This window comes from Nocardiopsis algeriensis, assembly GCF_014203695.1.
GTDB lineage: Bacteria > Actinomycetota > Actinomycetes > Streptosporangiales > Streptosporangiaceae > Nocardiopsis > Nocardiopsis algeriensis.
Genome location: NZ_JACHJO010000009.1, coordinates 77,022 through 103,552, shown reverse-complemented (window position 1 = coordinate 103,552; position 26,531 = coordinate 77,022). Strand labels below are relative to the sequence as shown.

Below are 26,531 nucleotides of genomic sequence, written 5' to 3'. Positions count from 1 at the left end.
GCACCGGTCGGGCGGGTGTGGACGGCGCGGCCCGCCGTCCGCACCGGGCGACGGGAAGTTGGTGAGGCCGCGTGGAACGACGGATCTTCGGGCTGGAGAACGAGTACGGGGTCACGTGCACCTTCCGGGGGCAGCGGCGCCTGTCACCGGACGAGGTGGCCCGCTACCTCTTCCGGAGGGTGGTCTCCTGGGGGCGCAGCAGCAACGTGTTCCTGCGCAACGGCGCCCGCCTCTACCTGGACGTGGGCAGCCACCCCGAGTACGCCACCCCCGAGTGCGACAGCCTCGTGGACCTGGTGGCCCACGACAAGGCGGGCGAGCGCATTCTGGAGGGGCTGCAGATCGACGCCGAGCAGCGCCTGCACGAGGAGGGCATCGCCGGGGACATCTACCTGTTCAAGAACAACACCGACTCCGCGGGCAACTCCTACGGCTGCCACGAGAACTACCTGGTGGGGCGGCACGGCGAGTTCGGGCGCCTGGCCGACGTCCTCATCCCCTTCCTGGTCACCCGGCAGATCATCTGCGGTGCCGGAAAGGTCCTGCAGACCCCCCGCGGCGCCCTGTACTGCGTCAGCCAGCGCGCCGAGCACATCTGGGAGGGCGTCTCCTCGGCCACCACCCGCTCCCGCCCCATCATCAACACCCGCGACGAGCCGCACGCCGACGCCGAGCGGTTCCGCCGGCTGCACGTCATCGTCGGCGACTCCAACATGAGCGAGACCACCACCCTGCTCAAGCTGGGCTCCACCGACCTGGTGCTGCGGATGATCGAGGCCGGCGTGGTCATGCGCGACTACACCCTGGAGAACCCGATCCGGGCGATCCGCGAGATCAGCCACGACATGACCGGCCGCCGCAAGGTGCGTCTGGCCAACGGCCGCGAGGCAGGCGCGCTGGAGATCCAGCGCGAGTACCTGGAGAAGGTGCAGAGCTACGTCGACCGCCACGGCACCGACGCCACCGGCAAACGCGTGCTGGAGCTGTGGCAGCGCACCCTGGAGGCGGTCGAGACCCAGAACCTGGAGGCGGTCGCCCGCGAGATCGACTGGGTCGCCAAGTACCTGCTGCTGGAGCGCTACCGGGCCAAGCACGACCTGTCCCTGTCCTCGCCCCGCATCGCCCAGCTCGACCTGACCTACCACGACATCCACCGCGACCGCGGCCTGTTCTACCTCATGCAGAACCGCGGCCAGATGGACCGGGTGGTCGGTGACCTGAAGATCTTCGAGGCCAAGTCGGTGCCTCCCCAGACCACGCGCGCCCGCCTGCGCGGCGAGTTCATCCGCCGGGCCCAGGAGCAGCGGCGCGACTTCACCGTCGACTGGGTGCACCTCAAACTCAACGACCAGGCGCAGCGCACCGTGCTGTGCAAGGACCCCTTCAAGTCCGTCGACGAACGGGTGGAGAAGCTCATCGCCGGGATGTGACCGGAACCGGGACCCGGCGGTACTCCGGCCGCCGGGAAACCCGGTTCCGTCGCGTACTCGCAGAATTTTTCTTACCAATGTCCCACTTTTGGGGCGGTGGTTACGGTCGCTCTTTTCGGTAGTGTGGCTTCGTCCCGTGCCGGAAACCAGAGGTTGTGACTGATGCGCCGACGTGCCGCCGCCCTCGCGGTGCCCCTGACCGCCCTTGCGCTGGCGGTCTCCAGCTGCGGAAACATCCCAGAGGAGTGGCGTACCCCAGCCTTCCTCCGCATGGGTGAGGACCACCTCGACTCGAGGCTGCCCACCGTCACCGGCGAGGTGGGGGAGGCACCCGAGATCACCTTCCCCGACATCGAACCCCCCGAGGAGGAGATCGCGGGCGTGGTCGCCGAGGGGTCGGGCGAGGACGAGCTGGTGCGCGCCGACGACCTGCTCGTCGCCAACGTGGTCCAGTACCAGTGGACCGGACCGGGTGAGGGAGAGGCGGTCGAGGGTCAGTCCAGCTACGAGACCGGGGCCCCCGACCTGATCCGCATGGGCGAGATGCCCGAGCAGATCACCGACCTCCTGGTCAACCGGTCCGTGGGCAGCCGCGCCGTGTACGTCTTCCCCCCGCTGACCGAGGAGGAGGCCCAGCAGGCCGAGGCCGCGGGCCAGGAGGCCCCCGCCGGCGCCAGCGTGCTGATCATCGACCTGATGGCGCGCCACGGAACCGGCGCGGTCGTGCCGGGCGAGCAGACCACCGACGGCGGCGACGGCTTGCCCACCGTCGTCCAGGAGGGCCACAGCGAGCCCGTCATCGAGGTTCCCGAGGGCGATGCCCCGGAGGACCTCCAGGTCGTTCCGCTCATCGAGGGCGGGGGCGCCGAGGTGGAGGAGGGCCAGCAGGTCATCGTCCAGTACACCGGTGTGCCGTGGGCACCCGACGAGGACGGCGAGCACCCGGTGTTCGACTCCACCTGGAGCCGGGGCGGGGCGCCGTTCGACACCACCATCGGTGCCGGTGCCGTGATCGAGGGCTGGGACGAGGGCATCGTCGGCCAGAAGGTCGGCAGCCGCCTGCTCCTGGTCGTTCCCGGCGACATGGCTTACGGGGAGAGCGAGGAGGAGGCCATGGGCGCGCCGGCGGGCACGCTGGTCTTCGTCGTGGACGTCCTGGGCGCCTACGACAACCCGCCCCCGCCCGAGGAGGAGCCCGCCGAGGAGGAGCCTGCCGAGGAGGGTGGGGACGCCGAGGCCTCCGCCGAGCCCGCCGAGGAGGAGTCCTCCGAGGAGTGACCGCTCCCGAGCATGCTGCGCCCCCGCGGAGATTCCGCGGGGGCGCAGCGCTGTCCGGGGCTGTCCGGGAGGCCCGCGGGGCCCGGGGCGTGGGCAGGGCCGCGGTGCCCTTCGGGGGCGCCGGGGCGGACGCGGCCGCCCCGGTACGGAGAGCGGCGCCGGCGGTGATCCCGGCATCGCGGGTGGACACGCAGAGCCCTCCGACCTCCCCGAACGCCGCCCGAGCGGTACGTAGAGTCGGACGGGGGACCGGCCGACCGGACGAGGGGGGACTCATGTCGGAGCGGCGACGCTACTGCTACGTGTCGGGGCTGGGCCTCGGGGTTCCGGCCCTGGAGGAGCTGTGTGCGCGAGGGCGGCCGCCCTCCCTCGTGGTGTCCTACCCGGCCGAGCTCGCACACAGGTGCGGTTACGCCGACTACGGGGAGATCGCCCGCCGCTCCGGCCTGCCGCACCTGAGCACGGCCGACCTCAACTCCGACGAGACGCGTGAGGCGCTGGCCTCCCACGGCATCGACCTGCTCGTGGTGGCCGGGTGGTCGCAGCTGGTCCGCGAGCGGACCCTGGCGGCCCTGCCCCTGGGCGGGGTCGGCCTGCACCCGTCCCCGCTGCCGGTGGGGCGCGGATGGGCGCCCCTGCCCTGGACGATCCTGCGCGGCATGCGCTCCAGCGCCGTCACCCTGTTCCACCTCGACAGCGGCATGTGCACCGGCGACGTGGTCGACCAGTCCTGGTTCGACCTCGAGCCCGACATCACCGCCACCGGCCTGTACGGCCGGGTCGCGCGCCTGCAGAGTGAGCTGCTCGTCCGCCACCTGGACGGCCTGCTCGCGGGTACCGCGCCCCGCAGGCGCCAGAGCGGGCACGCGTCGGTGTGGCCGCTCCGGCGCCCCAGCGACGGGCGTATCGACTTCACCGCCTCGGGAACGGACGTGGACCGGCTCGTGCGTGCGCTGGCCGACCCCTACCCGGGAGCGTTCGCACTGTTCGGGGGAGCCCGCATCACCTTGTGCGGTGGAGAGATCGACGCGGACCTGGCCGGTGGCGCGCCGGGGCAGATCGTCGCCGCGGGGGAGGGGCGCCGGTGGGGGGTCTCCTGCGGGGACGGGAGCGTCTTCGTGCCCAGCGCGGTGCGGGTGGACGAGGGTGTGCGGGCCGAACCGACCTCGCTGGCGATGTTCCGCCCCGGCGCCTCCTTCGACGAGCCCTCGCCCACGACGGTCTCCGCGACCCTGCACCCGCCGGTCCCCGGCCAGGCGCCCGGCCACGAGAGCCTGCTGCGGGCCTGAGTCGGGGGCGAGCGGCGCCGAACACGGCCCGTCGGGCCGGGCGGAAAGAGCGCCGGTGCGGCGGACGCGGTCCGGCCCGCGGTGACCGCGCCCCCGGGCACCGCCGGCGTCGGCGCCGCCGGGGCAGGTGTCACGGCGAGCAGGACCGGGCCGGCGGACCCTGCCGGTCGCCGTGCCGGACGAGTGCGGCGGCGTGGCGGCCCGCGGCGGCGGCGCTCAGGAAGGCGGCGCGGTCCTCCTCCCACCCGCGGCCCATGGTGGACAGCTTCACCGGCAGGTCCAGCAGGGCCTCCTCCAGGCCCTCCACACCCACGTGCACCAGCGTGTGCCGAGCTCCCAGCGGTTCGGCCTGGGCGCGCACGGTCGCGCCGAACACCCCGGGCAGTACCGGGACCACCACGTCGGCGGGGGCCAGGGCCACCCGGCCGTAGGCGGTCAGGCTGTGGTGCGAGATCCCCCGGTGCCGCTCGCGCGGGTCGGCCTCGCTCATCCGCAGGGAGGCCACCGGGTGCCCGTCCAGCACCGACGCCGCGTTCACGGCCTCGCCGCAGGCCACGCCGGAGAACCCCCACGGGGTTCCGGTGCCCAGGTTTCCCGGCCCCTGACAGACCACGGCGATGTCGGCCCCGAGCACGTGGCGGGCCGCCAGCAGCCCCGAGTGCACGGTCACCGCCTCCAGGTCACCGCCGAAGGCCTGTCCGGTGGTCACGCAGCCCGCCAGCAGCCCCTCCTCGCGCAGGGTTCCCAGCAGGCGTGAGAACGCCGCGGGCAGGGCGCCGCCGTCGAGCATCACGTTGGCCACGCGCGCCTGCGGCCGGGCGGCGCGGATCCCCGCCAGGACGGCGGGCAGGGACGAGTGCAGGTCGGCGACCACCACCGGCATCCCCTGCACCCCCGCGGCGGCGCGCAGCGTCGCGTGGTGGGGGGAGTCCTGCTCGTCGGCGCCCAGCACCGTCGCCTGCAGCGGTGTGTAGCGGGCCTTGACGAGGTGGCCGGGTCCCCGGCGATCGGGGGGCAGCCGGTCGGGCAGGGCCACCACCATCGCGTACCCGCCCGTGCCCAGGCCCAGGTCCAGCGCACCGGTGTTGAGCAGGACCGTGTCGCCCTCCCGGGGCGAGCCGACCAGGTCGGTGTAGGCCAGTGCCCGCACCGGTGCCCCGCCGGGGGAGGGTCCGCCCTCCGGCGCCTCGACGGCCACCGTGCAGGCCGCGACCCCGGGCCAGGAGGGGAGGAGCTGAAGGACTTCGCCGCGGCGCCACCGGATCATGCTCGGCACGGTACCGTCGTTCCTGAACCGGGACGGGGAGGACGCGCCAGTCGGCCCGATCCCGGTACGGGCACCGAGGCGCGGGCTGACGAAGGGGTTGCGGACCATGTCGCGCAAGAAGACGGAACGGCAGCTGAACCTGGTCATCTGCCTGTTGTCCACACGGCGACACCTGACCGCCCAGGAGATCCGCGCGACCGTCCACGGGTATGCGGAGGCCGAGAGCGAGCAGGCGTTCAAGCGCATGTTCGAACGCGACAAGCGGGAACTGCGCGACAGCGGTATCCCCATCCAGGTCGGCACCGGGGACGCCGTCAGCGGCGAGGAGGGCTACCGCATCTCCCGCGCCGACTACGAGCTGCCCGAGATCGAGCTGCTGCCCGACGAGGCCCTCGTCCTGGGCCTGGCCGCACGGGCCTGGCGCCACGCGGCCCTGGGAGAGGCCGCCGCCAACGCCCTGTTCAAGCTGCGTTCGGCCGGGGTGCCGGTGGACACCGACGCGGCTCCGGGCCTCACCCCCGCCATGCGCACCGACGAGCCCGCCTTCGGTCCGGTCTGGCAGGCGGTCCGCGATCGCCGGCCCATCGCCTTCGACTACCGCAAGCCCGGACAGGTGCGGGCCGAGCGCCGCGAGCTCGAGCCCTGGGGCGTGGTCAACCAGCACGGGCACTGGTACGTGGTCGGCCACGACCGCCACCGCGGGGCCCGGCGCGTCTTCCGACTCGGCCGTGTGCGCGGCGCGGTGGAGATCGTGCGGGGAGGGCCCGACGTGGTCGTCCCCGAGGGGGTGGACCTGCGCTCGGTGGTCGCCGGGCACAGGGCCGATCCCGAACTCACCGCGGTGCTGAGGGTGCGTACCGATGCGGCCCACGCGCTGCGCCGCGGGGCCCGGCGCGTCGTACCCGGCGAGCGTGACGGCTCGGGTACGGGCTGGGACACCCTCGAGTATCCCTACACCGACGTCCCGGACCTGGTGGAGCACGTGGCCTCCTTCGGCTCGCGCGCCGTCGTGGACGAGCCCGCGGAGGCGCGGGAGGCGATGGTCGCCCACATGTCCGCCGTCGCCGAGGCCGAGGCGCCTTCGGGCACCCCCGTGCCCGCGGAGGGCGGCGGGGAGGGCGGCGCCCCCTCCCGCGGCCCGCGCTCGGCCGACCAGCTGCGCCGCCTGCTCATGCTGGTGCCCTATGCCCTGGGACGTGACGTGCGCGTGCCCGAGGTGGCCGCGCACTTCGGTCTCACCGAGAAGCAGGTGGTGTCCGACCTCAGCCTCCTGTGGATGTGCGGTCTGCCCGGCTACACCCCCGGCGACCTCATCGACGTCGACCTGGACGCGGCCAAGGAGACGGGCGAGATCATCATCGGCAACGCCGACACCCTCGCCCAGCCGCTGCGCCTGACCGCCGACGAGGCGGCCAGCCTGGTCGTGGGCCTGTCCCTGCTGGAGTCCCTGCCCGAGGGCCTGGGCTCGGGGGCCCTGGAGAGGGTCGGCGAGAAGCTGCGCTCGGCAGCCGGCTCGGCCCTGGGCTCCCTGGCCGACTCGGTCCAGGTCCGGGTGGAGGAGGACGAGCAGGTCGCCGCGACGCGGCGCCGGTGCACCGAGGCCCTGGAGACCGGGCAGCGCCTGCACCTGCGCTACCTGTCGGGCTACCTCGACCAGGTCACCGAACGCGACGTCGATCCGCTGGGTCTGGTCGTCCAGGACGGCCGCACCTTCCTGGAGGGGTACTGCCACCTGCGCGAGGACGTGCGCCTGTTCCGCCTGGACCGCGTACTGGAGCTCACGGTCCTGCCCTTCGCGGCCGAGGTGCCCGAGGGGGTGGGGCGGCGCGACCTCTCGGGCGGCCTGCTCCAGCGTTCGGACCGCGACGCCCTGGTGACCCTCGACCTGGAGCCGTCGGCCCACTGGGTGGTGGAGGACTACGTGTGCGAGTCGGTGGCCGAGATGCCCGGGGGCGGCCTGCGGGCCACGCTGCGCACGCCCGCTCCCGAGTGGGTGGTGCGCCTGGCCCTGCGGCTGGGGCCGCGCGGGCGCATCGCCGCTCCCGAGGTGCTCGCCGAGGAGGCGCGGGCCGAGGCCCGGCGTACCCTGGAGCACTACGGGGAGCTCCTGAAGGAGGGGGAGCCGGGCCGTGACCATTCCGTCGCCTGAGTGAGCCCAGGACGTTCACCGGGGTATTGGGTGCGGAAGGGTACGAAAGGGATAAAGTACAAGCGTGATCGCCCTGACTGTCCTGTTCGCTGCCGTCACGGTGGGAGCCTCTGCCGTAGGTGTCCTCGTCGCGCGGGCGAACCGCGCGGCGGATGCGCTGTCGTCGCAGGTGGAACGGGTGTCGGTCGGTCGCCGGACGAGCAGCACCGCGCTGCGTGAGCGCACGGCCGGAGGTGGCGCGAGGTGACGGTGCCGCCTGCCGGTGCGCGTACCATCGAAGGCGCCTGGCCGCGCCCCGAAGAGAGGTAGAACCATGGGACCGTTCAACGGACCTACCATCGCCATCCTGGTGATCCTGGCCCTTCTGCTGTTCGGCGCCAAGAAGCTGCCCGACCTGGCCCGCTCCCTGGGGCGCAGCGCGCGCATTCTCAAGGCCGAGAGCAAGGGCCTGATCGACGAGGACGAGCAGGGTGGCGCCCAGACGCAGCAGGCCTCTCAGCAGCCTCAGCAGGAGCCCGCTCCCCAGCAGCCGCACCAGCCCCAGCAGAGCTACCCCCAGCTCCCTCCCGGCCAGCGCATCGTCAACGAGGCCGGCGAGCCCACCCACCGCCCCTACAACGGCTAGGGCGCCCACCGGTGGACGCCCGCCCCGCCGTGCGGGGCCCGGGCACGTCCTCCGCCGTGTTCCCGTCGGCCGACGGAGAACGGCCACGGCTCCTTCGGCCCGGCGGCGAACGCACCGGGACACCGCCCGCGACAGGCGGTATCCACCGCACACACCCCGGGCACACGGCCGAAGACCTGGGACACGGCACGGCGGTGCCGTGTCGGACGGATGCCCGCGCGAACCGACGGCGCGGGCCCCTGAGGAGAAGAGAGTGACCGCACGATGAGGTCCGGACGCCGGGCGGCCAACCCCGAGGGTCGGATGCCGCTCATGGACCACCTGCGTGAGCTGCGCGGGCGCCTGGGGAAGGCCATGATCGCCATCGCCCTGGGCTGCGTGGTCGGCTATCTGACCTACGACTGGGTGTGGGAGTTCCTCAAGGCGCCCTACTGCTCGCTGCCCGAGTCCCAGGCGGTCGACCCCGAGGGCTGCGCCCTCATCGTCACGGGACCCTTCGACGCCTTCTTCGTCGCCTTCAAGGTGTGGCTGTTCGTCGGTGCGCTCGTCTCCGCGCCGTTCTGGCTCTACCAGCTGTGGGCCTTCGTGGCCCCGGCCCTGCACGGCAGGGAGAAGCGCTACGCCTACATCTTCGCCCCGCTGGCCGCGGTGCTGTTCGCCGCGGGGGCGGCCCTGGCGTACTACATCACGTCGCTCGCGCTGACCATGCTGTTCGGGTTCCTGCCCCCCGACGCGCTGACGTTCCTCACCATCAGCGAGTACCTCAGCTACATGCTCATCATGATGAGCATGTTCGGGGTCGGCTTCGTCCTGCCGCTCCTGGTGTCGCTGCTCAACCTGCTGGGGATCCTCCCGCACGCCGCCCTGGCCAAGTGGCGCCGGGTCATCATCTTCTGCTCCTTCCTGATCGCGGCGGTCATCACCCCGGCCGAGCCCATCTCCATGCTGGCCCTGGCCATCCCGCTCATCATCCTCTTCGAGATCGCCGAACTGTTCGCCTTCCTCAACGACCGCCGCAAGGGACGCAGCGATCCCTACGCCGGGCTGTCCGACGACGAGGTCTCCGCGCTCGACGAGACCCCCTCCGTCCTGGACGAGTCACCCTCTCCGCTGGAGGGCCCCGACTTCGAGGAAGAGTCGGGCAAGCGCCCCTGACGGCCCCCGCGCCGCGCTAAGGTCGGCGGTGGCACCCGTACGCCTTCTCGAGGAAGGCGCCCGGAGAGCCGGCAGCAGCCGACGCGGACGCGGGAAGAGGAAGGTCCGATGAGCGAGCAGACCAGGGAGGGGCGGGAGCTCCCGCCCGAGGCCAGAGGCAACGAGAAGTGGCACGACACCACCCACGCGGTGTGGATGCGCTCCTCGCTGTCCAAGGAGGAGTCCTCCGCGATCGTGGAGGTGGCCACCTTCGACGACGGCTTCCGCGCCGTGCGCGACGGCAAGTCCCCCGAGAAGGGCACCCTGTTCTTCACCCCTGCCGAGTGGGAGGCCTTCGTCCTGGGCGCCCGCGACGGCGAATTCGACATCCCCGAGGAATACCTGACCGAGGAGGAGCGGCGCATCCAGCGCGGCGAGGTCGACACCGAGGTCGGCTGGGTGCCCTCTCCCCTCAACTCGCCCGAGGCGATGGAGGAGTACCGCCGCCGGCAGCGCGAGGAGACCTGAGGGACCGGGACGCGGCCTCGGCCGCCGGGCCGAGCACGACCGGGGGCGTGCGGGAGGCCCGCGCAGTCCCGTACGCACCCCCGCCCCCCGCGTGTAACGAAGGACCGGTACATGCCCCCCCACATCGCCCTTCTGGTCAATCCGAGGTCCGGGCGGCGCCGAGCCGCCGTCACCGCTGTCCGGCTCAAGGACGCCCTGCGTGAGGCGGGCGCCCACGTGCACGTCTACGGCGGCGACTCGGCCTCCGACAGCCGCCGCCTGGCCCGCCTGGCCGCCGCCGACCGCCCCGACGCCCTCGTGGTCGTGGGCGGTGACGGTCTGGTCCACCAGGCCCTGCAAGGGGTGGTGGGCACCGGGGTCCCGCTGGCCGTCGTCCCCACCGGGACGGGGAACGACGTCGCCCGGGCCTTCGGCCTGCCCTGCGGATCGGCGCGGGACGTGGCCGCCGCGATCCTGCGCGGGCGCACCCGAGGGGCCGACACCGTGCGCCTCAGCCTGGCCGACGGCACCCGGCGCCACTACCTCAGCGTCCTGGCGTGCGGCTTCGACGCCCGCGTCAACGAGCGGGTGAACAGCTTCCGGTTCGGCATCGGCCGCGCCGGATACGTGCTCGGCCTGCTGGCCGAGCTGCGCTCCCTCCGGCCCCTCGACTACGAGATCGACGTCGACGGGCACGTCATCTCCGAGCCGGGCATGCTCGTCGCGGTGGGCAACACCTCCTCCTACGGCGGAGGGATGCGCGTGTGCGCCGGCGCCCGGCCCGACGACGGGCTGCTCGACGTGGTGTTTGTGCGCGAGTGCTCCCGGAACCGCTTCCTGCGCCTGTTCCCCCGCGTCTTCGACGGCAGCCACGTCGACCTGGACGAGGTCGTCGTCGCCCGCGGCCGCTCGGTGACCGTCCGCGCCGACGCGGGGGCCGCCTACGCCGACGGCGAGAGGATGGGCGAACCGCCGCTGGTGTGCGAAGTGGCGCCTATATCGGTCGAGATGTTGGAGCTGACCTCATAGGCTGGAGCCATATGAGTAGTCACGCTGAGCGGTACGCCGCCTTCCGTCGGCGCCAGAGCACCTCCAGCGCCGCCATCGAGGCCTTCCAGGGCCTCTACGGGTTCGATTTCGACCCGTTCCAGATCCGGGCCTGCAAGGCCCTCGAGAGCGGCCACGGGGTGCTGGTGGCCGCTCCCACCGGTTCGGGCAAGACGGTCGTGGGTGAGTTCGCCGTGCACCTGGCCCTGTCGGAGGGGACCAAGTGCTTCTACACCACGCCCATCAAGGCGCTCTCCAACCAGAAGTACAACGACCTGGTCAAGCGGTACGGCGCCGACCGGGTCGGCTTGCTGACCGGTGACAACAGCGTCAACGGCGAGGCCCCCGTGGTCGTCATGACCACCGAGGTGCTGCGCAACATGCTCTACGAGGGCTCGGCGACGCTCGGCGGACTCGCCTACGTCGTGATGGACGAGGTGCACTACCTCGCCGACCGCTTCCGCGGCGCGGTCTGGGAAGAGGTGATCATCCACCTGCCCGAGTCGGTGCGGATGGTCGCCCTCTCCGCGACCGTCAGCAACGCCGAGGAGTTCGGCGAGTGGCTCCAGCAGGTGCGCGGGGACACCGACGTCATCGTCGACGAGAAGCGGCCGGTGCCGCTGTGGCAGCACGTCATGGTCGGAAGGCGCCTCCACAGCCTGTTCGCCGAGGTGCAGGAGGAGACGGACGGGGAGAGGGACGAGGAATCGGAGCGGGGGGAGCGGCGCGGCAAGCGCAGGCGCGAGCGCCGCCACCAGGGCCGGCAGCCCCGCGAGATCCACGTCGGCGGGCGGACACTGCGGATCAACCCGTACCTGAGCCGCATCGCGGAGGAGGACTCCCGCATCACCCAGCTCGCCCACCGGCGCCGCCACCCGCAGTCGCGCGCCCGCGGGCCGATGCGCCCGCGCTCGAAGTACGCGCCGCCCACGCGGCCCGCGATCATCACCGAGCTCGACGACGAGGGCCTGCTGCCCGCCATCACGTTCATCTTCAGCAGGGCGGGCTGCGACGACGCCGTCCGCCAGTGCCTGGCCTCGGGGCTGGTGCTCACCACCCCCGAGGAGGCCGACGAGATCCGGGAGTACGCGGAGTCCCGCTGCGCCGACATCCCGGGCGCCGACCTGGCCGTGCTCGGCTTCGACCAGTGGCTGCGCGCCCTGGAGGCGGGCATCGCCTCCCACCACGCCGGGATGCTGCCCACCTTCAAGGAGATCGTCGAGCACCTGTTCTCGCGCGGTCTGATCCGGGCGGTCTTCGCCACCGAGACCCTGGCGCTGGGCATCAACATGCCCGCCCGCACCGTGGTCATCGAAAAGCTCGACAAGTGGAACGGCGAGGCCCACGTCCAGCTCACCCCCGGCGAGTACACACAGCTCACGGGCCGCGCCGGGCGCAGAGGCATCGACGTGGAGGGGCATGCCGTCGTCGTCTGGCAGGCGGGAACCGATCCCGAGTCCGTCGCCAGCCTCGCCGGCACCCGCACCTATCCGCTCAACTCCAGTTTCCAACCCTCCTACAACATGGCGGTCAACCTCGTCGGCCAGGTCGGCCGCACGCGCAGCCGCAACATGCTGGAGGCCTCCTTCGCCCAGTTCCAGGCCGACCGCTCCGTGGTCGGACTGGTCAAGCAGCTGCGCAAGCACGAGGAGGCGCTGGAGGGGTACGCCCGGGCCGCCGAGTGCCACCTGGGCGACTTCATGGAGTACGCCCGGCTGCGCCGGGCCCTGAGCGACCGGGAGTCGGTGCTGGCCAGGACGCGCTCGGCCCGCCGCCGCGACGAGGCCCTGGAGTCCCTGGAGAGGCTGCGCCCGGGCGACATCATCCGCATCCCCTCGGGCCGCCACTCCGGGCACGCGGTCGTCCTGGACCCCGGACTGCGCCACGACCTTCCGGCGCCGCTGGTGCTCACCGTGGACAAGCAGGTCAAACGGGTCAATGCCAGCGACTTCACCGTCGCCGTGGAGCCCTCGGGCCGCCTGCGCATCCCCAAGACGTTCTCGCCCAAGTCTCCGCGCTCGCGCCAGGACCTGGCCTCCAGCCTGCGCAACAAGCTCAAGGAGCAGGGCACCGAGCCCGTCTACGAGCGCGGCCGGCGCGGAGCCGGGGAGGACGCCGAGGTGCTGCGGCTGCGCGCCGAGCTGCGCGAGCACCCCTGCCACGGATGCGCCGACCGCGAGGACCACGCCCGCTGGGCCGAGCGCCACCACCGGCTGAAGAAGGAGGCCGAGGGGCTGCGCCGCCGCGTCGAGGGGCGCTCCCACGTCATCTCCCGCACCTTCGACCGGGTGTGCGGGGTGCTGGAGGACCTGGAGTACCTGTCCGGCGACGCGGTCTCCGACGACGGCGTGCGCCTGGGCAAGATCTACTCCGAGCTGGACCTGCTCGTGGCCGAGTGCCTGCGCCGGGGCGTGTGGAGCGGACTGGGCCCGGTGGAGCTGGCGGCCTGCGCGGCGTCCCTGGTCTACGAGGCGCGCCGGGGCGACGACGCCTACCCGCGCCTGCCGGGCGGGCGCATCGACGAGACCCTCGCCGAGATGGTGCGCCTGTGGGGCGAACTCAACGAGGTCGAGTCCCGCCACAGGGTGTCGTTCCTGCGCCGGCCCGACCTGGGCTTCGTGTGGACGGCGCACCGCTGGGCGCGCGGCGACCGGCTCGACGAGATCCTGCGCCAGGCCGACATGACCGCCGGCGACTTCGTGCGCACGGCCAAGATGCTGGTGGACATGCTGAGCCAGATCGCCGGGGCCACCGGGGACGCGGAGCTGCGCACCAGCGCGCGCAAGGCCTCCGACCTGGTGCGGCGCGGGGTGGTGGCCTACTCCTCGCTCACCTGACGTGACATGTGTCGGTGTGCCCGGCTGTGCGGAACAGCCGGGCACACCGGTGTGTTGGGTGCGTTGGGGGACCCCGGTGGCCGAAACGGGCTCGGGGGGACGTCATCATGGGAGGAGCACGGGACCCCGCACGGGGCCTGTAGTTCGCGAGAGACCTGAAACGAGGCTTGGCCAGTGCTGCGCACGCTCATCAACGGCAAGATCCACCGCGCGACCGTCACGCAGGCGGACCTGCACTACGTCGGGTCGGTCACGATCGACGCCGACCTGATGGACGCCGCCGACATCGTCGACGGCGAGCAGGTCCACATCGTCGACATCGACAACGGCGCGAGGTTGGTGACCTACGCGATCACCGGTGAGCGCGGCAGCGGTGTGATCGGGATCAACGGCGCCGCGGCCCGCCTGGTCAGCCCCGGTGACCTGGTCATCATCATCTCCTACGCCCAGCTGACCGAGGCCGAGCGGGCCGAGCACGTTCCCCACATCGTGCACGTGGACCGGGACAACAACATCGTGGCCCTGGGCGCCGACCCGGCCGAGCCGATCCCCGGCAGCGAGGAGCTCGTCCCCGGCCGCTGAGCCTCCGCGCGGCCTGCACGGACCGGCCCGGTCGGCGCGGGCCGCGTACTTTCGGGGAGCGTGTCCCGCATGCGGCCAACCCCCGCACGGTGGCCGGTTCCGGCCGGATCGGGCGGGTGCGCGCCCGGGTATGCCCTGTGTCGGCATGGACGCAGCAGATGAGGTGAAGCGCCGGATCGCCGAGCACGTCGAGTGGCAGAAGCAGGGCGCCTGGGTGGTGCTCTGGGGCTGCTACACGCGCGTGTTCTGGGCGTACGCGTGCTGGCCCGTCGTCCCCGCCGACGGTGTCGTCGTCAGCGCGGGCGACCCCGAGGTCCTCTACTCGCAGATGCGCGACGTCGAGCGCGAGCACGACTACCTGAGGTGGCGTCACCGCCGCGCCTGAGCGCGCCGCACCCGGACCTGCCGCGCCCGGATCCGGGCGGGAGAGCGGAGGGGCGGGCCGTGCGCCATCGCGACCGCCCCGCGCGCGGCGATGAGGACGGCCGGACTTTTTTCGGGAAACACCCCCGCGCCTTCCGGCTTCTGCGTGTCTGCGCGGTTACCGTGCGGTAGTGGGATGCCTGACGGTCGATGCCGTGCGGGCGGATGCCGCTGGACTAAGGGGTGTTCTCAGTGACCGGTCGACAACCCGAGGAAGAGCCGCAGGAGCAGTCGGGGCAGCAGGACCCGGTGAACCACCGCCCTCCGGAGGAGTGGCGCCCGGGCGACCCCGGCGATCCGATGAGCGGCGGCCCCCAGCCCCCGGGGGAGCCCCCGCACGGGTTCCCCGGTGACCGGGAGCAGCGGGCCGGTGGCGCCGGAGGGCGCCCGGGCTTCGCCGAGCCCTCCGGCGGGTATCCGCCGCCGGTCGGCCGCCCGGCGGGTCAGGAACCGTCCGGGCAGGAACCGTCCGGGCAGCTCTCGGAGGGGCCCAGCGGCATGTCTCAGGCGGGGTACGAGCAGGAGGGGTACGCGCCCGGATACGGGGAGACGGACGTGCCCGGTATGGGCGTGGGCAGTTTCCCCACGGCGGGCAGGCCGCCCGCCGACACGGGCGGGGACGTGCCCCAGGAGCCCGGCTCCGACGCTCCGGGCGGCGGAACCGCCAACTACGGCCCGCCCCCGGCCTCCGGCCAGGCGGGTGCCTACGGCCAGTACGGCCAGGGCCAGTACCCTCCCGGAGGTCCCGGTTATCCACCGCAGGGCGTTCACGGACCGCAGTCCGATCCGCCCACCCCGTGGGGCAAGATCCTCGGTATCGGGTGCGGTGTGCTCCTGCTCCTGCTGCTGGTCGGCGGCGGGTGCATGGCCGTGGGCATGTTCATGGCACAGAACCAGTCACCCGGTCTGGGCGCGCCTCCGGACCCGGGGGAGCGGTAGGCCCTGTTTTTCGGATCATCTCGGGCTGTACGGCCGCCAGGCGCCCCCTTGCCGCGCCGGAGAGCTTGCGAAGCCCACCAGGCTGAGCTGCGCTCTCCGCCTTGCAAGGGAACACCTGGCCGGCCGTTCGCCGGGGGATCGGCTCCGCCGATACGGCGAGAGCATCCAAAAAACACGGCCTCGGCCCTGCCTTTCGGATCATCTCGGGCTGCGCGGCCGCCAGGCGCCCCCTTGCCGCGCCGGAGAGCTTGCGAAGCCCACCGGGCTGAGCTGCGCTCTCCGCCTCGCGAGGGAACACCTGGCCGGCCGTTCGCCGGGGGATCGGCTCCGCCGATACGGCGAGAGCATCCAAAAAACACGGCCTGGCTACCTCAGGGGGCCAGCGCCGGATTGCTCAACCACTCGGAGAGGTCCTCCTGGCGCTCGCTGTCGCACTTGAGCGGACACGTGGTGCAGAACCCGTGTTCGGGATCGCCCTTGTAGTCGAAGCAGCAGGTGCCGCGCACCGCCCACGTCCCCCTGGGGTGCTCGGGGGCGAAGGGGAACAGGCGGGGTCTCTTGCGGGTGACCGCGCCCGCGGCGACCACCGCGTCGGCCAGCCGGGAGGCCAGTTCCCAGGCACCTTCGGCGTCGCGGCCCAGGTAGCGGGCGGGGTTGAGCATGTAGAAGTGCAGGGTGTCGAGCACCCAGCCCCACAGGGTGCGCTTGCCGGCCCTCGAGTGCCGGTGCAGCGCGTCGACGAGCGGTTCGAAGGTGGAGAACAGAGCCCGGCCCGCCCGTTCGAGCTGCTCGTCGGCATCGCGCACGGTCACCGTGCCGGGATGGCCGGCCGCGGGGTCGCCGGGCAGCACCGCCAGGCGGGCGTCCACCACGGTGGGGGTGGCGAAGCGCGAGGCCACGGTGTTCCACGGCAGGTACAGGGTCTCGGGGGAGAGCAGGGGGGCCCGACCGGTCAGGTACAGCGAGGCCGAGACCATGAAGACGGGCTCGCGCAGGGTGACTCTCAGGAAGTTGGTGGCGGCCGGGAGTCGGTGGCCGGGGCCGTGCTCGGTGCGGAGCTTGTCGAACAGGACGGGGACCCAGCCCTCGGAGGCCAGCTCTCCGGCGCTGTACCAGTGCTCGGGACCGAGCGGGCGGGCGCGGAGCTCCTCCGGGGAGAGCAGAACGGGCAGGGGCGCGAACTTCAGCGGCACACACGCGTCCTGAAGAGCTTCGAGCGGATCCTGAGTCACCTCTGAACCTGCCCTTCGTCAGGGATACCGTCATCCGGGGTGGCGCGGTCGCCCTCGGGCCGATATCACCTGCGCCTCTTAAGTGAGGCTATCCTAACGTCCGCGTCACGTGCAACGACCGGCTCCCCGCATACGGAACCTTTACGTCGCGAAACACCCAGTTCAGGATGCTTCGCGACGGTTCATTCCACTTCCTGCCCGCTGGAGGAGAGGGGTCACCTCGGGCGTCGACGCGGACGCCGGTACTGGAGCCACCACTCGGTGAACAGCAGCGGCAGCACCCACGACAGGAAGCTGCTGGCCGGGGCGAGGGCCACCCCCAGGGCATGGGCGTCGCCGCCGAAGGCGCTGTCCGCCTGGGGGAGCATGGCCATCAGCAGTACGACGAGCACCACCCGGTTGAGCGCGATACCGAAGACCAGGGCGAAGCTGCGCAGCATCCACGCCCGGTGTTCGGGGAAGCGGCGCTTGCGGGCCTTCATGTAGCCGAGGACCGTGAAGGACAGCCACAGCACGGCCCAGAGGGTGTTGCTGACCTGCGTGCTGGGGCCGGTGCTGCTGAAGGGGGAGATGAGCAGTGCGGGGACACCCATCAGCGGAATTCCGGCCAGAACGTAGACCCGGCCGCTCCAGCGGTGGACCGCCGGATGGCGTGTCCGGAGCCACGGCCACACCTGGAGGACCACCAGGACGGTCAGCACTGCGCCGCTGAAGATGTGGAGGACCATCACCGGGTAGTACCAGGTCGGCTCGTCGGGGAGGGGGAGCCGGGCCTGGGCGGGGTCCAGGCCGAGATAGGGCGGCAGTGCGTAGAGCAGGAACACCGTGCTGAACAGGGCCAGGGGCGCGATCCAGGGGCGCTGCCACCAGCGCGGGGGCGGGGTTTCGCGGCGGGGGCGGCTCGGGGGTGCGGCCGAGTCGCTCTCGGCAGGGGGTGCGGGGGGCTGCATGGTCCGGTTCCTTCCGGGGCGGGGGCCGTGTGTCGTCGCGGACGCGGGGTTTCCTCCTGTGGCGGAGGTGCTTCGGGACGGCCGGTGCGAACATCTGTGTGCGTCGTAAACTGTTTACGAAGCACACTATATAGTGTAAGTAATACACAGTTCTAGGATGGAGTCAACAACGATTTCGACGACTGGTGACCCATGACGAGCGAGCGCAAGCCCATGAGCAGGATGGCGAGGGAGATCGAACTCCTGTGGGGGCTGGACGAGCCGGGGGCTCCCCGGCGCGGCCCCAAACCCCAGTTGAGCCGGGAGGCCGTGGTGCGGGCGGCGATCACCGTCGCCGACACCGAGGGTCTGGAGGCCGTCTCCATGCAGCGGGTGGCCAAGGAACTCGGCTACACCACGATGTCCCTGTACCGGCACGTGGACAGCAAGGAGGACATGCTCGCCCTCATGGCCGACACGGTCATGAACATCCTGCCCCCGCCGCCCCGCGACGACGGCGACTGGCGCGCGGGCGTGGAGGCGTGGTGCCACGCCGTACTGGAGGCCTACCGCCGCCATCCCTGGCTCGTCTACGTCGAGATGGCAGGTCCTCCCAGCGGCCCCGGCGGTCTGCGATGGATGGAAGCCGGCCTGCGCGAGCTCGACAGGTCCGGGCTCGGTCTGGGGGAGTCCCTGCAGATGCTCGTCATGTTCTCCGCGGTCCTGCGCGAGACCGCCCGCATGGAGAACGAGATGAACCGCGCCGCACGCGCCCAGGGCGCCACGATGGCCGACACCGAGCGCGAGTACAGCCTGGGCCTGCGCAGGGTCGTCACCCCCGAGCGCTTTCCCACGCTCGCCCGCCTGCTGGAGGAGGATGTCCTGTCGGAGCAGCCCCGGGAGGAGGCGGGCGAGTGGGACGGCGGGCCGGCCCAGGAACTCGACCTCGGCCTCCACCGCATCCTTGACGGGATCGAGGTCCACATCGAGAGGCAGAGGGGGAAGAGGCGGGACTGATCCCGCCCGTCACCCACCACCACCCTCAACCGACGGCCTGCGGCCACGGCGCCCTGGGGATCGCTGTCAGCGGACCAGCACCAGGTGGTGGCGGGCGAGCGCGGACACCGCCCGGGCGGTCCGCTCCTGCTCCTGGCCCGCGCGCTCGGCCAGGTCGGCCAACGTCAGTCTCCGGTGCTCGGCGAGCACCTCCAGCACCGGCGCCACGGCCTCGGGGAACCGGTAGCGGCGCCCGGCCACGGTCACCGAGACCTTGCCGTCGGCACGGGAGAGCGGCGGCGCCAGGATCGGGACGAACTCCACCAGGGCGTCCGGTCCCGGATCCCCCTGCACCGGCCAGGGCAGCGAGAAGGAGGTGCGGCGCGGGAAACGTGCGTCCCGCTCGGCCAGGAAGTCCTCCAGGTCCAGTTCCTCGGCCAGCTCCGCCAGCCTGGCGGCCAGCTCACGCCGGTGCTTGCCGCGCACGTCGGGGTCGGCGAAGCGGGGCAGGTCGCGGCGGAAGACCTCCTCGTCGAACAGGCGCCGCACCAGTGCCTCCGCCCAGTCCACCCCGGTCGCCCGTGTGAAACCGAACGTCAGGTGCATGCTCACCTCGCCCGTACCGGTCACCGTGTGCCACCAACCGCGCGGAACGTGGATCACCTGGCCCGGACGCAGCACGCCCTCCCACAGCACCTGCAGCTCGCCCTCGGCGTCACGCGGAGGGGTGTGCGTGTGGTCCACGTCGTTCTTCATCGGGTACGGCCGCGAACCGGGCCCGTGCACCTGCCAGTGTTTGCTGCCCGCCAGCTGGACGATCACCGTGTCGTGGTCGTCCCAGTGGGTGTCGAAACCGCGCGACTCCCCCCAGATCAGGTACAGGTTGGCCTGCGCGCGCTCGCGCACCAGCCGCATCAGGTCGTCGGCCGCCGCCGCCACCGGCGGATGCATGCGGTCCACGCTGTCCAGGACCAGGCTCGCGCCCTCCCGCAGTTCGCGGTACAGCGCCTCGGGGCGCACCACCCGCCGCGGATTGCGCGACGACACCGCCGCCTCGGTGTAGCGCTCCACCGGTACGGGGGACCCGTCCCGGTGCAGCCGCAGCCGGGGCGGTTCGGGCGCGCACGAGGACAGCACCGCGTTGAGGTCGTCGAAGGTCAGGAGGGAGCGCACCGCGTCCGCGCCCACGTCGGCGAGGACGAACTCCTCCGACAGGCGTGAGGTCAGGGCCTCCCGGCCCACGGCGTCGCACAGGTCCTTGGTGAACAGCTGGCCGGGATCGGTCACGGGTCTTCCCTTCACGGTCGGGTCCGCCCGGCCCGCGGTCGGGCCGGGCGGACGGTAGGGAGTTAGATGAAGTCGGAACTGGAGTCGGTGCCGTCGTTGTCGCCGCCCGCGGTGATGTCGCGGGAGGTCACCTCGGCCAGGTCCTCGACCTCGACCTCGATCGGGTCCATACGCCAAGCCTCGCTTTCTGTGTACGGTTCCTCATGGCCAGGACTCCCCGCGCGCGGTCAGCGCGCGCAGAGCCCCGTTCTGTGGGCCGCGAAGGCGTGCACCTCCGCGGCGAGCCCCACCGCGCGGCTGACCGCGCGCGGGCCGTGGCCCACGTCGCGCTCGTAGCGCAGCAGGGCGGCGGGAGAGCCTCCCTCCCCGTCCGCCGCCAGCAGCGCCGCGCACATCTTGCGCGGGTGGGCGGCATCGGTGCGGGTGTCGCCGTCGAACCCGGTGAGCAGGACGCGGGGGAAGCGCTGCCCCGGTGAGCGCGCGGCGCTGTCCAGCACCCGGTGGTAGGGGGAGTAGGACATGAGGGCGGCGAAGTCGTCGGGGTCGGCGACGGTGCCGAACTCCCTCGTCCACATCCGGCCGAGGCCCAGAAGCTCGAACCGGGCCATGTCGGCCAGCGGGGCCGAGGCGATCACCGCCTCGCACAGGTCCGGCCTGGCGGCCGCGGCCGCCAGGACCAGCAGGCCGCCCGCCGAACCGCCCGACAGGCACAGCCGGCGCCGGGTGCACAGGCCTTCCGAGACCAGGGCGTCGGCCGCCGCGACCAGGTCCTGCACGGCACGCGGCTTGCCCCGGCCCGAGCCGGCCAGGTGCCACTCGCGCCCCGCGTCGCCGCCGCCGCGCACGTGCGCCACGGCGTAGCGCCCGCCCGAGGACAGCCAGGCCAGCACGGTCGCGCTGAACCCGAACTGGCGGGGCCGGCCGAACCCGCCGTAGGCGTGCAGCAGGGTGGGGGCGCCGGCCGGTGTGTCCGCGGCGGCGAACACGGTCACGGGGACGCGGGTGCCGTCGGCCGAGCGGCAGTGCAGCACGGTCCGCCCGATCTCGGGGGCGGGAGGAGGAGGGGTGCTGCCGGGCGGCCAGAGCTCGGTGCGGCCCGTCCCCGGCGGCAGGCGCAGGACCCGCTGCTGGGTGGCGACGTCGGCGTAGGCCAGGTACACCGAGCCGTCGGGGGCCGGGTCGGTGGGGGAGGAGGCCATGCCCTCCCCCGGCAGCTCCACCGCGCGCAGGGCGCCGCCGGTGCGGGCGTCGTGGACGGAGGCCTCGCTGATGCCCAGGCGGGTACGCACGACCAGCAGTTCGGCGGCCCGCTGCGAGCCCATCGGCGCGAACGCGTCCAGGGTCGCCCCCGGATCCTGCGGCACGATCTCGCGCCAGTTCTCCGTGCCGGGGTCCTCGGGGGAGACCGCGCAGATGCGCCGCCAGGGGGCACCCAGCGTGGTGCGCAGGTACAGGAGTCCGTCGGGGCCCAGGCGCGCCTCGGTCTCGGCCTCGGGTCCCACCTGCACCGGGCGCAGGAGGGGCCGGGCCGGGTCGGCGCCCGCCAGATCGGCCAGCCACAGGTCGGTGCGGTGCCCGGTGCCGTGGCTCTCGGTCACCAGCAGCCAGCGGCCGCCCAGCACCTTCACCCCGGGAACGGTGCGGGGCGCGGTGCAGGCGTGGACGAGGGTCTCGGCGCCGTCGCCGACCCGGCGCAGCCACACGCCGCGCACACCGCGCGCGCCGTCGCGGCGCACGTAGTAGAAGGAGGGGGCGCCGCCGGGCAGCCAGGCCACGTGGGAGTAGCGCACCCCGGTGACCTCGGGGCCGACCCGGGTCCCGGTGTCGGTGCGCAGCACGCGCAGGGTTCCGCGCTCGACGCCGCCCGAGGAGGTCTGGACGGCCACGAGGCGCCCGCCGGGGCCGGGTTCCCAGGCGTCCAGGGTGGTGCTGCCGCCGGGGTCTTCCGCGGCCGGGTCGTACAGGGTGCGCCGCGCGCCGTCGTCGCCGAGGACGACCAGGCGGGGGTGCTCGCTCCCCGAGGGGCGCACGGTGGCCATGGCCAGGCCCTCCCGGTGGATCGGCGGGGACCACAGGTCGGTGGCGACGAACGCGCGGATCAGCTCGGCCATGCGTTCGCGCAGCGGCCAGGACGCGGCCTCGCGTGTGTACTCGCGCTCGCGCTCGCGCAGCCAGCGCAGTGTCTCGGGGGAGTCTGCGGACTCCAGCCAGCGGTAGGGGTCGGGCACGGGACGGCCGTGCAGGATGTCCGCGGTCGGCCGGGGGTCGGCGGTGAGGGCGGCTCCGGGGGCTCGGTTGCGCACCATCACATGGTTCAGCGGTGCCGAGCCGGGGGTCAAGGAACAGCTGCCTTGCCCCGGGACCCGGCTGTTGTGGCCCGCGGGCAAGGTTTGTCCGGAATTGGCGAGGGAAGAGGGCCCTCCACGCTCACGGGGAGGGACTCATGTACCGGACCACCGACGAACACAGAAGGAGCGGGGTCAAACCCTGGGTGGCGCTGGCCGTCTACGCCGCCGCCGTGCTCGCCGCGGCGGTCGTCGGGGGGCAGGGCGCCGCCGGCTCAGGAGAGGTCTACCAGGCCCTCGAACTGCCGTCCTGGGCGCCGCCCTCGTGGCTGTTCGGGCCGGTGTGGACGGTTCTGTACGTGTTCATCGCGCTCGCCGGATGGCTCGTGTGGCGCGCCTCGGGGCTGGGAGGGTCCCGCGCCTTCCACGTGTTCTACGTGCTCCAGCTGCTGCTCAACGCGCTGTGGCCCCCGCTCTTCTTCGCGGGGAACCTGTACGGTGCGGCCCTGCTGGAGCTGGTCCTGCTGGTGGCGGCGGTGGCGGTCACCGCGGTGCTGGCGGTGCGGCACAGCAAGGTCGCGGCTCTGCTCCTGCTTCCCTATCTCGGTTGGAGCGTGTTCGCCGGCTGCCTCAACTTCGCCGTGTGGCTGGCGAACTGAGGCCGAAGGGGGCGGTGCCCCGCAGCAATCGGGGCACCGCCCGGCGGACGCGTCAGGGGCGGGTCCCGGCGCCGGCCGGTCGGGAGTGGAGGAGTGCCCGGCCGGCGCCGCCCGTGGGACCCCCGGCCCGTCGAGGGGCCGGCGCGTCCCGGGAGGGTGGTTCAGACGTTGTCGGGGTGGCCGATGGCCAGGCCGCTCTGCGGGTCGAAGAAGTGGAGCTGGCTGACGTCCACCGACAGGGAGATCTTGCTGCCCGGCCGGACCTGGCTGCGCGGGCTCACCCGGGCGGTGAACAGCGAGCGGTCCTCGTTCAGCAGACCGGAGTCGTCGCCCTCGTCGCCCGCGGCGTCCTTGGCCAGGGCGGCGGCGTCCTCGTGGCGCACCGGCGGGGCGTCCACGGCGAAGATGACGTTGATCTCGGTGCCCAGCTCCTCGGTGACACCCGCGGTGACCTCGATGCGCGGGTCGCCGTTGCTGTCGAGCTCGGCGTCGTTGAAGTCCGAGGGGCGGATGCCCAGGATGATCTTGCGGCCCAGGTAGTCGCGCAGGTTCGGACGCGCGTCCAGGATGTCGGCCGACACGGGGAGGCTGTGCTCGGCGAACTTGAGCACCGCGCCGTCCCCCTCGGCGGTCAGCTCGGCGTCCACGAAGTTCATGGCGGGCGAGCCGATGAAGCCGGCGACGAACAGGTTGACAGGCGCGTCGAACAGGCGCTTGGGGGTGTCCACCTGCTGGAGGCGGCCGTCGCGCAGCACGGCGACCCGGTCGCCGAGGGTCATCGCCTCGACCTGGTCGTGGGTGACGTAGACGGTGGTGACGCCCAGGCGGTCGTGCAGCTGATTGAGGGAGGCCCGCATCTGCACGCGCAGCTTGGCGTCCAGGTTGGACAGCGGCTCGTCCATGAGGAACGCCTGGGGCTCGCGCACGATGGCGCGGCCCATGGCGACACGCTGGCGCTGGCCGCCGGAGAGGGCGCCCGGCTTGCGCTTGAGGTAGGGCTCCAGGCCCAGCATCGCGGCCGCCTCCTTGACGCGGCGGGCGATCTCGGGCTTGGCGACCTTGCGCAGCTTCAGGCCGAAGGCGAGGTTCTGCTCGACCGTCATGTGCGGGTAGAGCGCGTAGTTCTGGAAGACCATCGCGATGTCGCGGTCCTTGGGCGGACGGTCGTTGACGATGTCCCCGCCGATGGTCAGGGTGCCCGCGGAGATCTCCTCCAGGCCGGCGATCATGCGCAGCGCGGTCGACTTGCCGCAGCCCGAGGGGCCGACGAGCACCATGAACTCGCCGTCCTCGATCCGCAGGTTCAGGTTGTCGACGGCCTTGACGCCGCCGCTGTAGATCTTGTCGACGCCCTCGAGGACGATCTCCGCCATGGCTCAGCTCCGCTGCAATCGGGTCGTGTGTGCGGCGGGAACCGAGAGTTGGCGGTTCCCGTCACTTCTCCCGGTCCTTGTGAACTTGATCGAACCGGACTGATTTGTCGATCATATGAGACACGATCCTGATCGAAAAGTCCAGAAGTGAAGGAGAAATGATCGGATTGCGGTCAGGTGTACACCCTGCGGCTCCGGCTGGCGCGGCGGCCCCAGGTGCGTTAGCCTGTCCGACGGTTCTTCACTTTCTCCCCGTCCGTGTGCCCGGCCCGGCGGCCACGACACGGCAGCCCGGTTGAGGCATCCGGTTGGGGAGTCTGGGTAACCTGACGACCAGTCCAGCACTGGACGGACCGGTTGTGCGGCCCCCACTCGTCCGATCGGACGCTGCATCACCACCAGGTGCAGCCGGGATCGGGTGAGGGGCGGAGCACCGCGGCCGGGCGGGGGGTTGGACCCGGAAAAGGCCCGGACATCCAGTAGACAACGGTCTTCCGAGCTCGCCGCCGACGGGACGGAGCCGGTCCGAAGGGTGGCTCGGGCCTTTTCCGCGTCCCCCCAATATGCTGACCGCGCACCTTCCTACGCCGTCGGAAAGCGAGCACCCACGTGGTTGCCGAGCACAGGGAACGGGGCGCAGCCCCCGCGGTCGACGAGATCTCGCGGCAAGCGCCTCCCCAGGAGCGGACGGACGCCCCGCGTCCCCCGCGCACCCTTCTGCCCCTGGGCCACCGCTGGGGCCGCCTCGACCTGCTCTGGCGCGTGCTCGCCGCGGTCGGCGCAGGCCTGGTGCAGCTCCTGTCCCTGCCCCCGTACGGGCTGTGGTGGCTGGGACCGGCCGGCGCCGCACTCCTGGCCCTCGCCGTCGCGGGCGCACGTATGCGCCGCGCCGCCTGGCTCGGACTCCTCTCCGGCGCCTCCCTCATGGTCCCGCTCGTCCGCTGGCAGGACGTCTTCGGCATCGACGTGTGGCTGGTCATCGCCGCCGCCGAGGCCGTCTACTTCGCACCCATGGCCATGGGCCTGGCGCTGGTCGTGCGCCTGCCCGGCTGGCCCGTGTGGACCGCGGCCCTGTGGGTGGTCCAGGAAGCCGTGCGCGCCCGCTGGCCCATGGGCGGCTTCCCCTGGGGCAAACTCGCCTTCGCCCAGCCCGACACCCCCTTCTCCGGATACGCCTCCCTGGGCTCCTCGGCCCTGGTGACCTTCGCCGTCGCCCTCGTCGGCGGCCTGCTGCTGTGGGCGGCCCTGCGCGCCGCCCGCTCGCGCACCGCGCGCGAGCGGGCCGCGGCGGCCCTGGCGCTGGCCTGCGGCGGCGCCGTGGTGGCGGGCGGTGCCCTGGCGCCCTCCCTCAACAACCTGGAGGAGGGGGAGGCCGTCGCGGTCGGCATGGTCCAGGGCAACGTCCCCGGGGTCGGTCAGATGTCCGTCGCGGGCGAGCGCATGCAGGTTCTGAACAACCACGCCGACGGCGTCCACCTCCTCGCCGACCTGGTCCGCGAGGGCGAGTACCCCCGCCCCGACCTGGTGCTGCTGCCCGAGAACGCCAGCGACATCGACCCCTTCCGCGACCCCGAGGCCCACGAGATCATCAGCGCCGCCGCCGAGGACGCCGGTGTGCCCCTGCTGTGGGGGATGAGCCGCTACAACGACGACGGCACCCGCTACGTCAGCAGCGTCGTGTGGGACCCCGAGACCGGCCCCGGAGAGATGTACGACAAGCGGTTCCTGGTGCCCTTCGGGGAGTACGTCCCCTACCGCGACTTCTTCACCCGCTTCGTCGCCCGCCTCCAGCAGGTCAGCTCCGACGCGATCCCCGGCGACGAGCCCGGGGCCCTGGACGTCGGCGGAACCACCCTGGCCGTGGCCATCTGCTTCGACGTGGCCTTCGACGAACCCGTGCGCGAATCGGTGGCCGAGGGCGGCGGAATCGTGGTCGTGCCCACCAACAACGCCAACTACAACTTCACCGGGCAGTCCGACCAGCAGCTGGCCATCACCCGGCTGCGCGCCGTCGAGCACGGGCGCCCCGCCGTCGTGGTCTCCACCAGCGGCATCAGCGCGGTGGTCTCTCCCGACGGAACGGTGGACTACCGCTCGCCCGAGGCCGAGCCCGACGTCCACGTCGCCGAGCTCACCCCCATGGAGGGCACGACTCTGGCCACCCGGGCCGGCGCGGCCCCCGAGGCCGCGCTGAGCGCCCTGGGCCTGGCCGCGGTCCTGGTCGCCCTCCGCCGTTCCCGGTCCCGGGTGTGATCTCCGGCGC

Annotated in this window: 22 protein-coding genes; 16 read left to right on the top strand and 6 right to left on the bottom strand. The window is 72.6% G+C overall.

Annotated elements, in window-relative coordinates:
- Positions 1–71 precede the first annotated feature (71 nt).
- From pafA to FHS13_RS15510, 3 genes are all read left to right on the top strand, one after another.
- The gene (gene pafA / locus FHS13_RS15520; protein ID WP_184292636.1) at positions 72–1,430 is read left to right on the top strand and encodes a Pup--protein ligase; all 1,359 of its coding nucleotides are present in this window, start codon (positions 72–74) and stop codon (positions 1,428–1,430) included.
- Positions 1,431–1,592: 162 nt separating this feature from the next.
- Positions 1,593–2,708: an FKBP-type peptidyl-prolyl cis-trans isomerase gene (locus FHS13_RS15515; RefSeq protein WP_184292635.1), complete on the top strand. Its 1,116-nt coding sequence runs from the start codon at positions 1,593–1,595 to the stop codon at positions 2,706–2,708.
- A gap of 275 nt (positions 2,709–2,983) precedes the next feature.
- Positions 2,984–3,997, top strand: a complete 1,014-nt coding sequence (locus FHS13_RS15510; RefSeq protein WP_184292634.1) for a methionyl-tRNA formyltransferase — start codon at positions 2,984–2,986, stop codon at positions 3,995–3,997.
- 130 nt (positions 3,998–4,127) lie between these two features.
- Here FHS13_RS15510 and FHS13_RS15505 read toward each other — a convergent pair whose 3' ends face one another.
- Positions 4,128–5,264, bottom strand: coding sequence for a DUF3866 family protein (locus FHS13_RS15505; RefSeq protein ID WP_184292633.1), 1,137 nt, complete (start codon positions 5,262–5,264; stop codon positions 4,128–4,130).
- A 106-nt stretch (positions 5,265–5,370) separates the two neighbouring features.
- On the opposite strand from FHS13_RS15505, the gene FHS13_RS15500 reads away from it, so the two are divergent.
- From FHS13_RS15500 to FHS13_RS15455, 10 genes are all read left to right on the top strand, one after another.
- Positions 5,371–7,413, top strand: coding sequence for a helix-turn-helix transcriptional regulator (locus FHS13_RS15500; RefSeq protein WP_184292632.1), 2,043 nt, complete (start codon positions 5,371–5,373; stop codon positions 7,411–7,413).
- Positions 7,414–7,477: 64 nt separating this feature from the next.
- Complete coding sequence (locus tag FHS13_RS15495) at positions 7,478–7,660, top strand: hypothetical protein (RefSeq protein WP_184292631.1); 183 nt, start codon at positions 7,478–7,480, stop codon at positions 7,658–7,660.
- A gap of 66 nt (positions 7,661–7,726) precedes the next feature.
- Positions 7,727–8,038 carry a Sec-independent protein translocase subunit TatA gene (gene tatA / locus FHS13_RS15490; protein WP_184292630.1) on the top strand — a complete coding sequence of 104 codons (312 nt, stop codon included), beginning with the start codon at positions 7,727–7,729 and terminating at the stop codon, positions 8,036–8,038.
- A 303-nt stretch (positions 8,039–8,341) separates the two neighbouring features.
- Positions 8,342–9,193 (top strand): twin-arginine translocase subunit TatC, encoded by an 852-nt coding sequence (gene tatC / locus FHS13_RS15485; protein WP_184292781.1) that lies wholly within the window; start codon positions 8,342–8,344, stop codon positions 9,191–9,193.
- A gap of 108 nt (positions 9,194–9,301) precedes the next feature.
- Positions 9,302–9,700 carry a DUF397 domain-containing protein gene (locus FHS13_RS15480; RefSeq protein ID WP_184292629.1) on the top strand — a complete coding sequence of 133 codons (399 nt, stop codon included), beginning with the start codon at positions 9,302–9,304 and terminating at the stop codon, positions 9,698–9,700.
- Between the two features lie 111 nt (positions 9,701–9,811).
- Positions 9,812–10,708, top strand: a complete 897-nt coding sequence (locus FHS13_RS15475; RefSeq protein ID WP_184292628.1) for a diacylglycerol/lipid kinase family protein — start codon at positions 9,812–9,814, stop codon at positions 10,706–10,708.
- Between the two features lie 11 nt (positions 10,709–10,719).
- Positions 10,720–13,563 carry a DEAD/DEAH box helicase gene (locus FHS13_RS15470; protein ID WP_184292627.1) on the top strand — a complete coding sequence of 948 codons (2,844 nt, stop codon included), beginning with the start codon at positions 10,720–10,722 and terminating at the stop codon, positions 13,561–13,563.
- Between the two features lie 174 nt (positions 13,564–13,737).
- Positions 13,738–14,145: an aspartate 1-decarboxylase gene (gene panD, locus FHS13_RS15465; RefSeq protein ID WP_184292626.1), complete on the top strand. Its 408-nt coding sequence runs from the start codon at positions 13,738–13,740 to the stop codon at positions 14,143–14,145.
- Positions 14,146–14,290: 145 nt separating this feature from the next.
- Positions 14,291–14,530, top strand: coding sequence for a hypothetical protein (locus FHS13_RS15460; RefSeq protein WP_246405326.1), 240 nt, complete (start codon positions 14,291–14,293; stop codon positions 14,528–14,530).
- Between the two features lie 230 nt (positions 14,531–14,760).
- A complete protein-coding gene (locus FHS13_RS15455; RefSeq protein WP_184292624.1) occupies positions 14,761–15,507 on the top strand; it encodes a hypothetical protein in 747 nt (248 codons plus the stop codon).
- A gap of 371 nt (positions 15,508–15,878) precedes the next feature.
- Here FHS13_RS15455 and FHS13_RS15450 read toward each other — a convergent pair whose 3' ends face one another.
- On the bottom strand, positions 15,879–16,739 hold the full coding sequence (locus FHS13_RS15450) for a (2Fe-2S)-binding protein (protein WP_184292623.1): 861 nt from the start codon (positions 16,737–16,739) through the stop codon (positions 15,879–15,881).
- 215 nt (positions 16,740–16,954) lie between these two features.
- A complete protein-coding gene (locus FHS13_RS15445) occupies positions 16,955–17,689 on the bottom strand; it encodes a DUF2306 domain-containing protein (protein WP_184292622.1) in 735 nt (244 codons plus the stop codon).
- Positions 17,690–17,881: 192 nt separating this feature from the next.
- Between FHS13_RS15445 and FHS13_RS15440 the strand changes: the two genes are divergently transcribed.
- Complete coding sequence (locus tag FHS13_RS15440) at positions 17,882–18,685, top strand: TetR/AcrR family transcriptional regulator (protein ID WP_184292621.1); 804 nt, start codon at positions 17,882–17,884, stop codon at positions 18,683–18,685.
- A 66-nt stretch (positions 18,686–18,751) separates the two neighbouring features.
- On the opposite strand, the gene FHS13_RS15435 is transcribed toward FHS13_RS15440, so the two are convergent.
- Together FHS13_RS15435 and FHS13_RS15430 are read right to left on the bottom strand one after the other, a co-directional pair.
- Positions 18,752–19,951, bottom strand: a complete 1,200-nt coding sequence (locus tag FHS13_RS15435) for a JmjC domain-containing protein (protein ID WP_184292620.1) — start codon at positions 19,949–19,951, stop codon at positions 18,752–18,754.
- Positions 19,952–20,178: 227 nt separating this feature from the next.
- Entirely contained in the window at positions 20,179–22,257 is a 2,079-nt protein-coding gene (locus FHS13_RS15430) for a prolyl oligopeptidase family serine peptidase (RefSeq protein ID WP_184292619.1), read from the bottom strand.
- 137 nt (positions 22,258–22,394) lie between these two features.
- Between FHS13_RS15430 and FHS13_RS15425 the strand changes: the two genes are divergently transcribed.
- Entirely contained in the window at positions 22,395–22,895 is a 501-nt protein-coding gene (locus FHS13_RS15425) for a TspO/MBR family protein (protein ID WP_184292618.1), read from the top strand.
- Between the two features lie 161 nt (positions 22,896–23,056).
- Here FHS13_RS15425 and FHS13_RS15420 read toward each other — a convergent pair whose 3' ends face one another.
- Positions 23,057–24,268, bottom strand: a complete 1,212-nt coding sequence (locus tag FHS13_RS15420) for an ABC transporter ATP-binding protein (protein WP_184292617.1) — start codon at positions 24,266–24,268, stop codon at positions 23,057–23,059.
- A gap of 609 nt (positions 24,269–24,877) precedes the next feature.
- On the opposite strand from FHS13_RS15420, the gene lnt reads away from it, so the two are divergent.
- Positions 24,878–26,521, top strand: coding sequence for an apolipoprotein N-acyltransferase (lnt, locus tag FHS13_RS15415; protein WP_184292616.1), 1,644 nt, complete (start codon positions 24,878–24,880; stop codon positions 26,519–26,521).
- The last annotated feature ends 10 nt before the right edge of the window (positions 26,522–26,531 follow it).

What these genes read in the sequence shown, in the direction of transcription:
- FHS13_RS15510 (WP_184292634.1), top strand. Translation starts at nt 2,984, where the DNA reads ATGTCGGAGCGGCGACGCTACTGCTACGTGTCGGGGCTGGGCCTCGGG.
- FHS13_RS15460 (WP_246405326.1), top strand. Translation starts at nt 14,291, where the DNA reads ATGGACGCAGCAGATGAGGTGAAGCGCCGGATCGCCGAGCACGTCGAG.
- tatC (WP_184292781.1), top strand. Translation starts at nt 8,342, where the DNA reads ATGCCGCTCATGGACCACCTGCGTGAGCTGCGCGGGCGCCTGGGGAAG.
- FHS13_RS15430 (WP_184292619.1), bottom strand. Translation starts at nt 22,257, where the DNA reads ATGGTGCGCAACCGAGCCCCCGGAGCCGCCCTCACCGCCGACCCCCGG.
- FHS13_RS15515 (WP_184292635.1), top strand. Translation starts at nt 1,593, where the DNA reads ATGCGCCGACGTGCCGCCGCCCTCGCGGTGCCCCTGACCGCCCTTGCG.
- FHS13_RS15500 (WP_184292632.1), top strand. Translation starts at nt 5,371, where the DNA reads ATGTCGCGCAAGAAGACGGAACGGCAGCTGAACCTGGTCATCTGCCTG.
- FHS13_RS15470 (WP_184292627.1), top strand. Translation starts at nt 10,720, where the DNA reads ATGAGTAGTCACGCTGAGCGGTACGCCGCCTTCCGTCGGCGCCAGAGC.
- FHS13_RS15440 (WP_184292621.1), top strand. Translation starts at nt 17,882, where the DNA reads ATGACGAGCGAGCGCAAGCCCATGAGCAGGATGGCGAGGGAGATCGAA.
- FHS13_RS15425 (WP_184292618.1), top strand. Translation starts at nt 22,395, where the DNA reads ATGTACCGGACCACCGACGAACACAGAAGGAGCGGGGTCAAACCCTGG.
- tatA (WP_184292630.1), top strand. Translation starts at nt 7,727, where the DNA reads ATGGGACCGTTCAACGGACCTACCATCGCCATCCTGGTGATCCTGGCC.
- FHS13_RS15445 (WP_184292622.1), bottom strand. Translation starts at nt 17,689, where the DNA reads ATGCAGCCCCCCGCACCCCCTGCCGAGAGCGACTCGGCCGCACCCCCG.
- FHS13_RS15505 (WP_184292633.1), bottom strand. Translation starts at nt 5,264, where the DNA reads ATGATCCGGTGGCGCCGCGGCGAAGTCCTTCAGCTCCTCCCCTCCTGG.
- FHS13_RS15475 (WP_184292628.1), top strand. Translation starts at nt 9,812, where the DNA reads ATGCCCCCCCACATCGCCCTTCTGGTCAATCCGAGGTCCGGGCGGCGC.
- FHS13_RS15480 (WP_184292629.1), top strand. Translation starts at nt 9,302, where the DNA reads ATGAGCGAGCAGACCAGGGAGGGGCGGGAGCTCCCGCCCGAGGCCAGA.
- FHS13_RS15420 (WP_184292617.1), bottom strand. Translation starts at nt 24,268, where the DNA reads ATGGCGGAGATCGTCCTCGAGGGCGTCGACAAGATCTACAGCGGCGGC.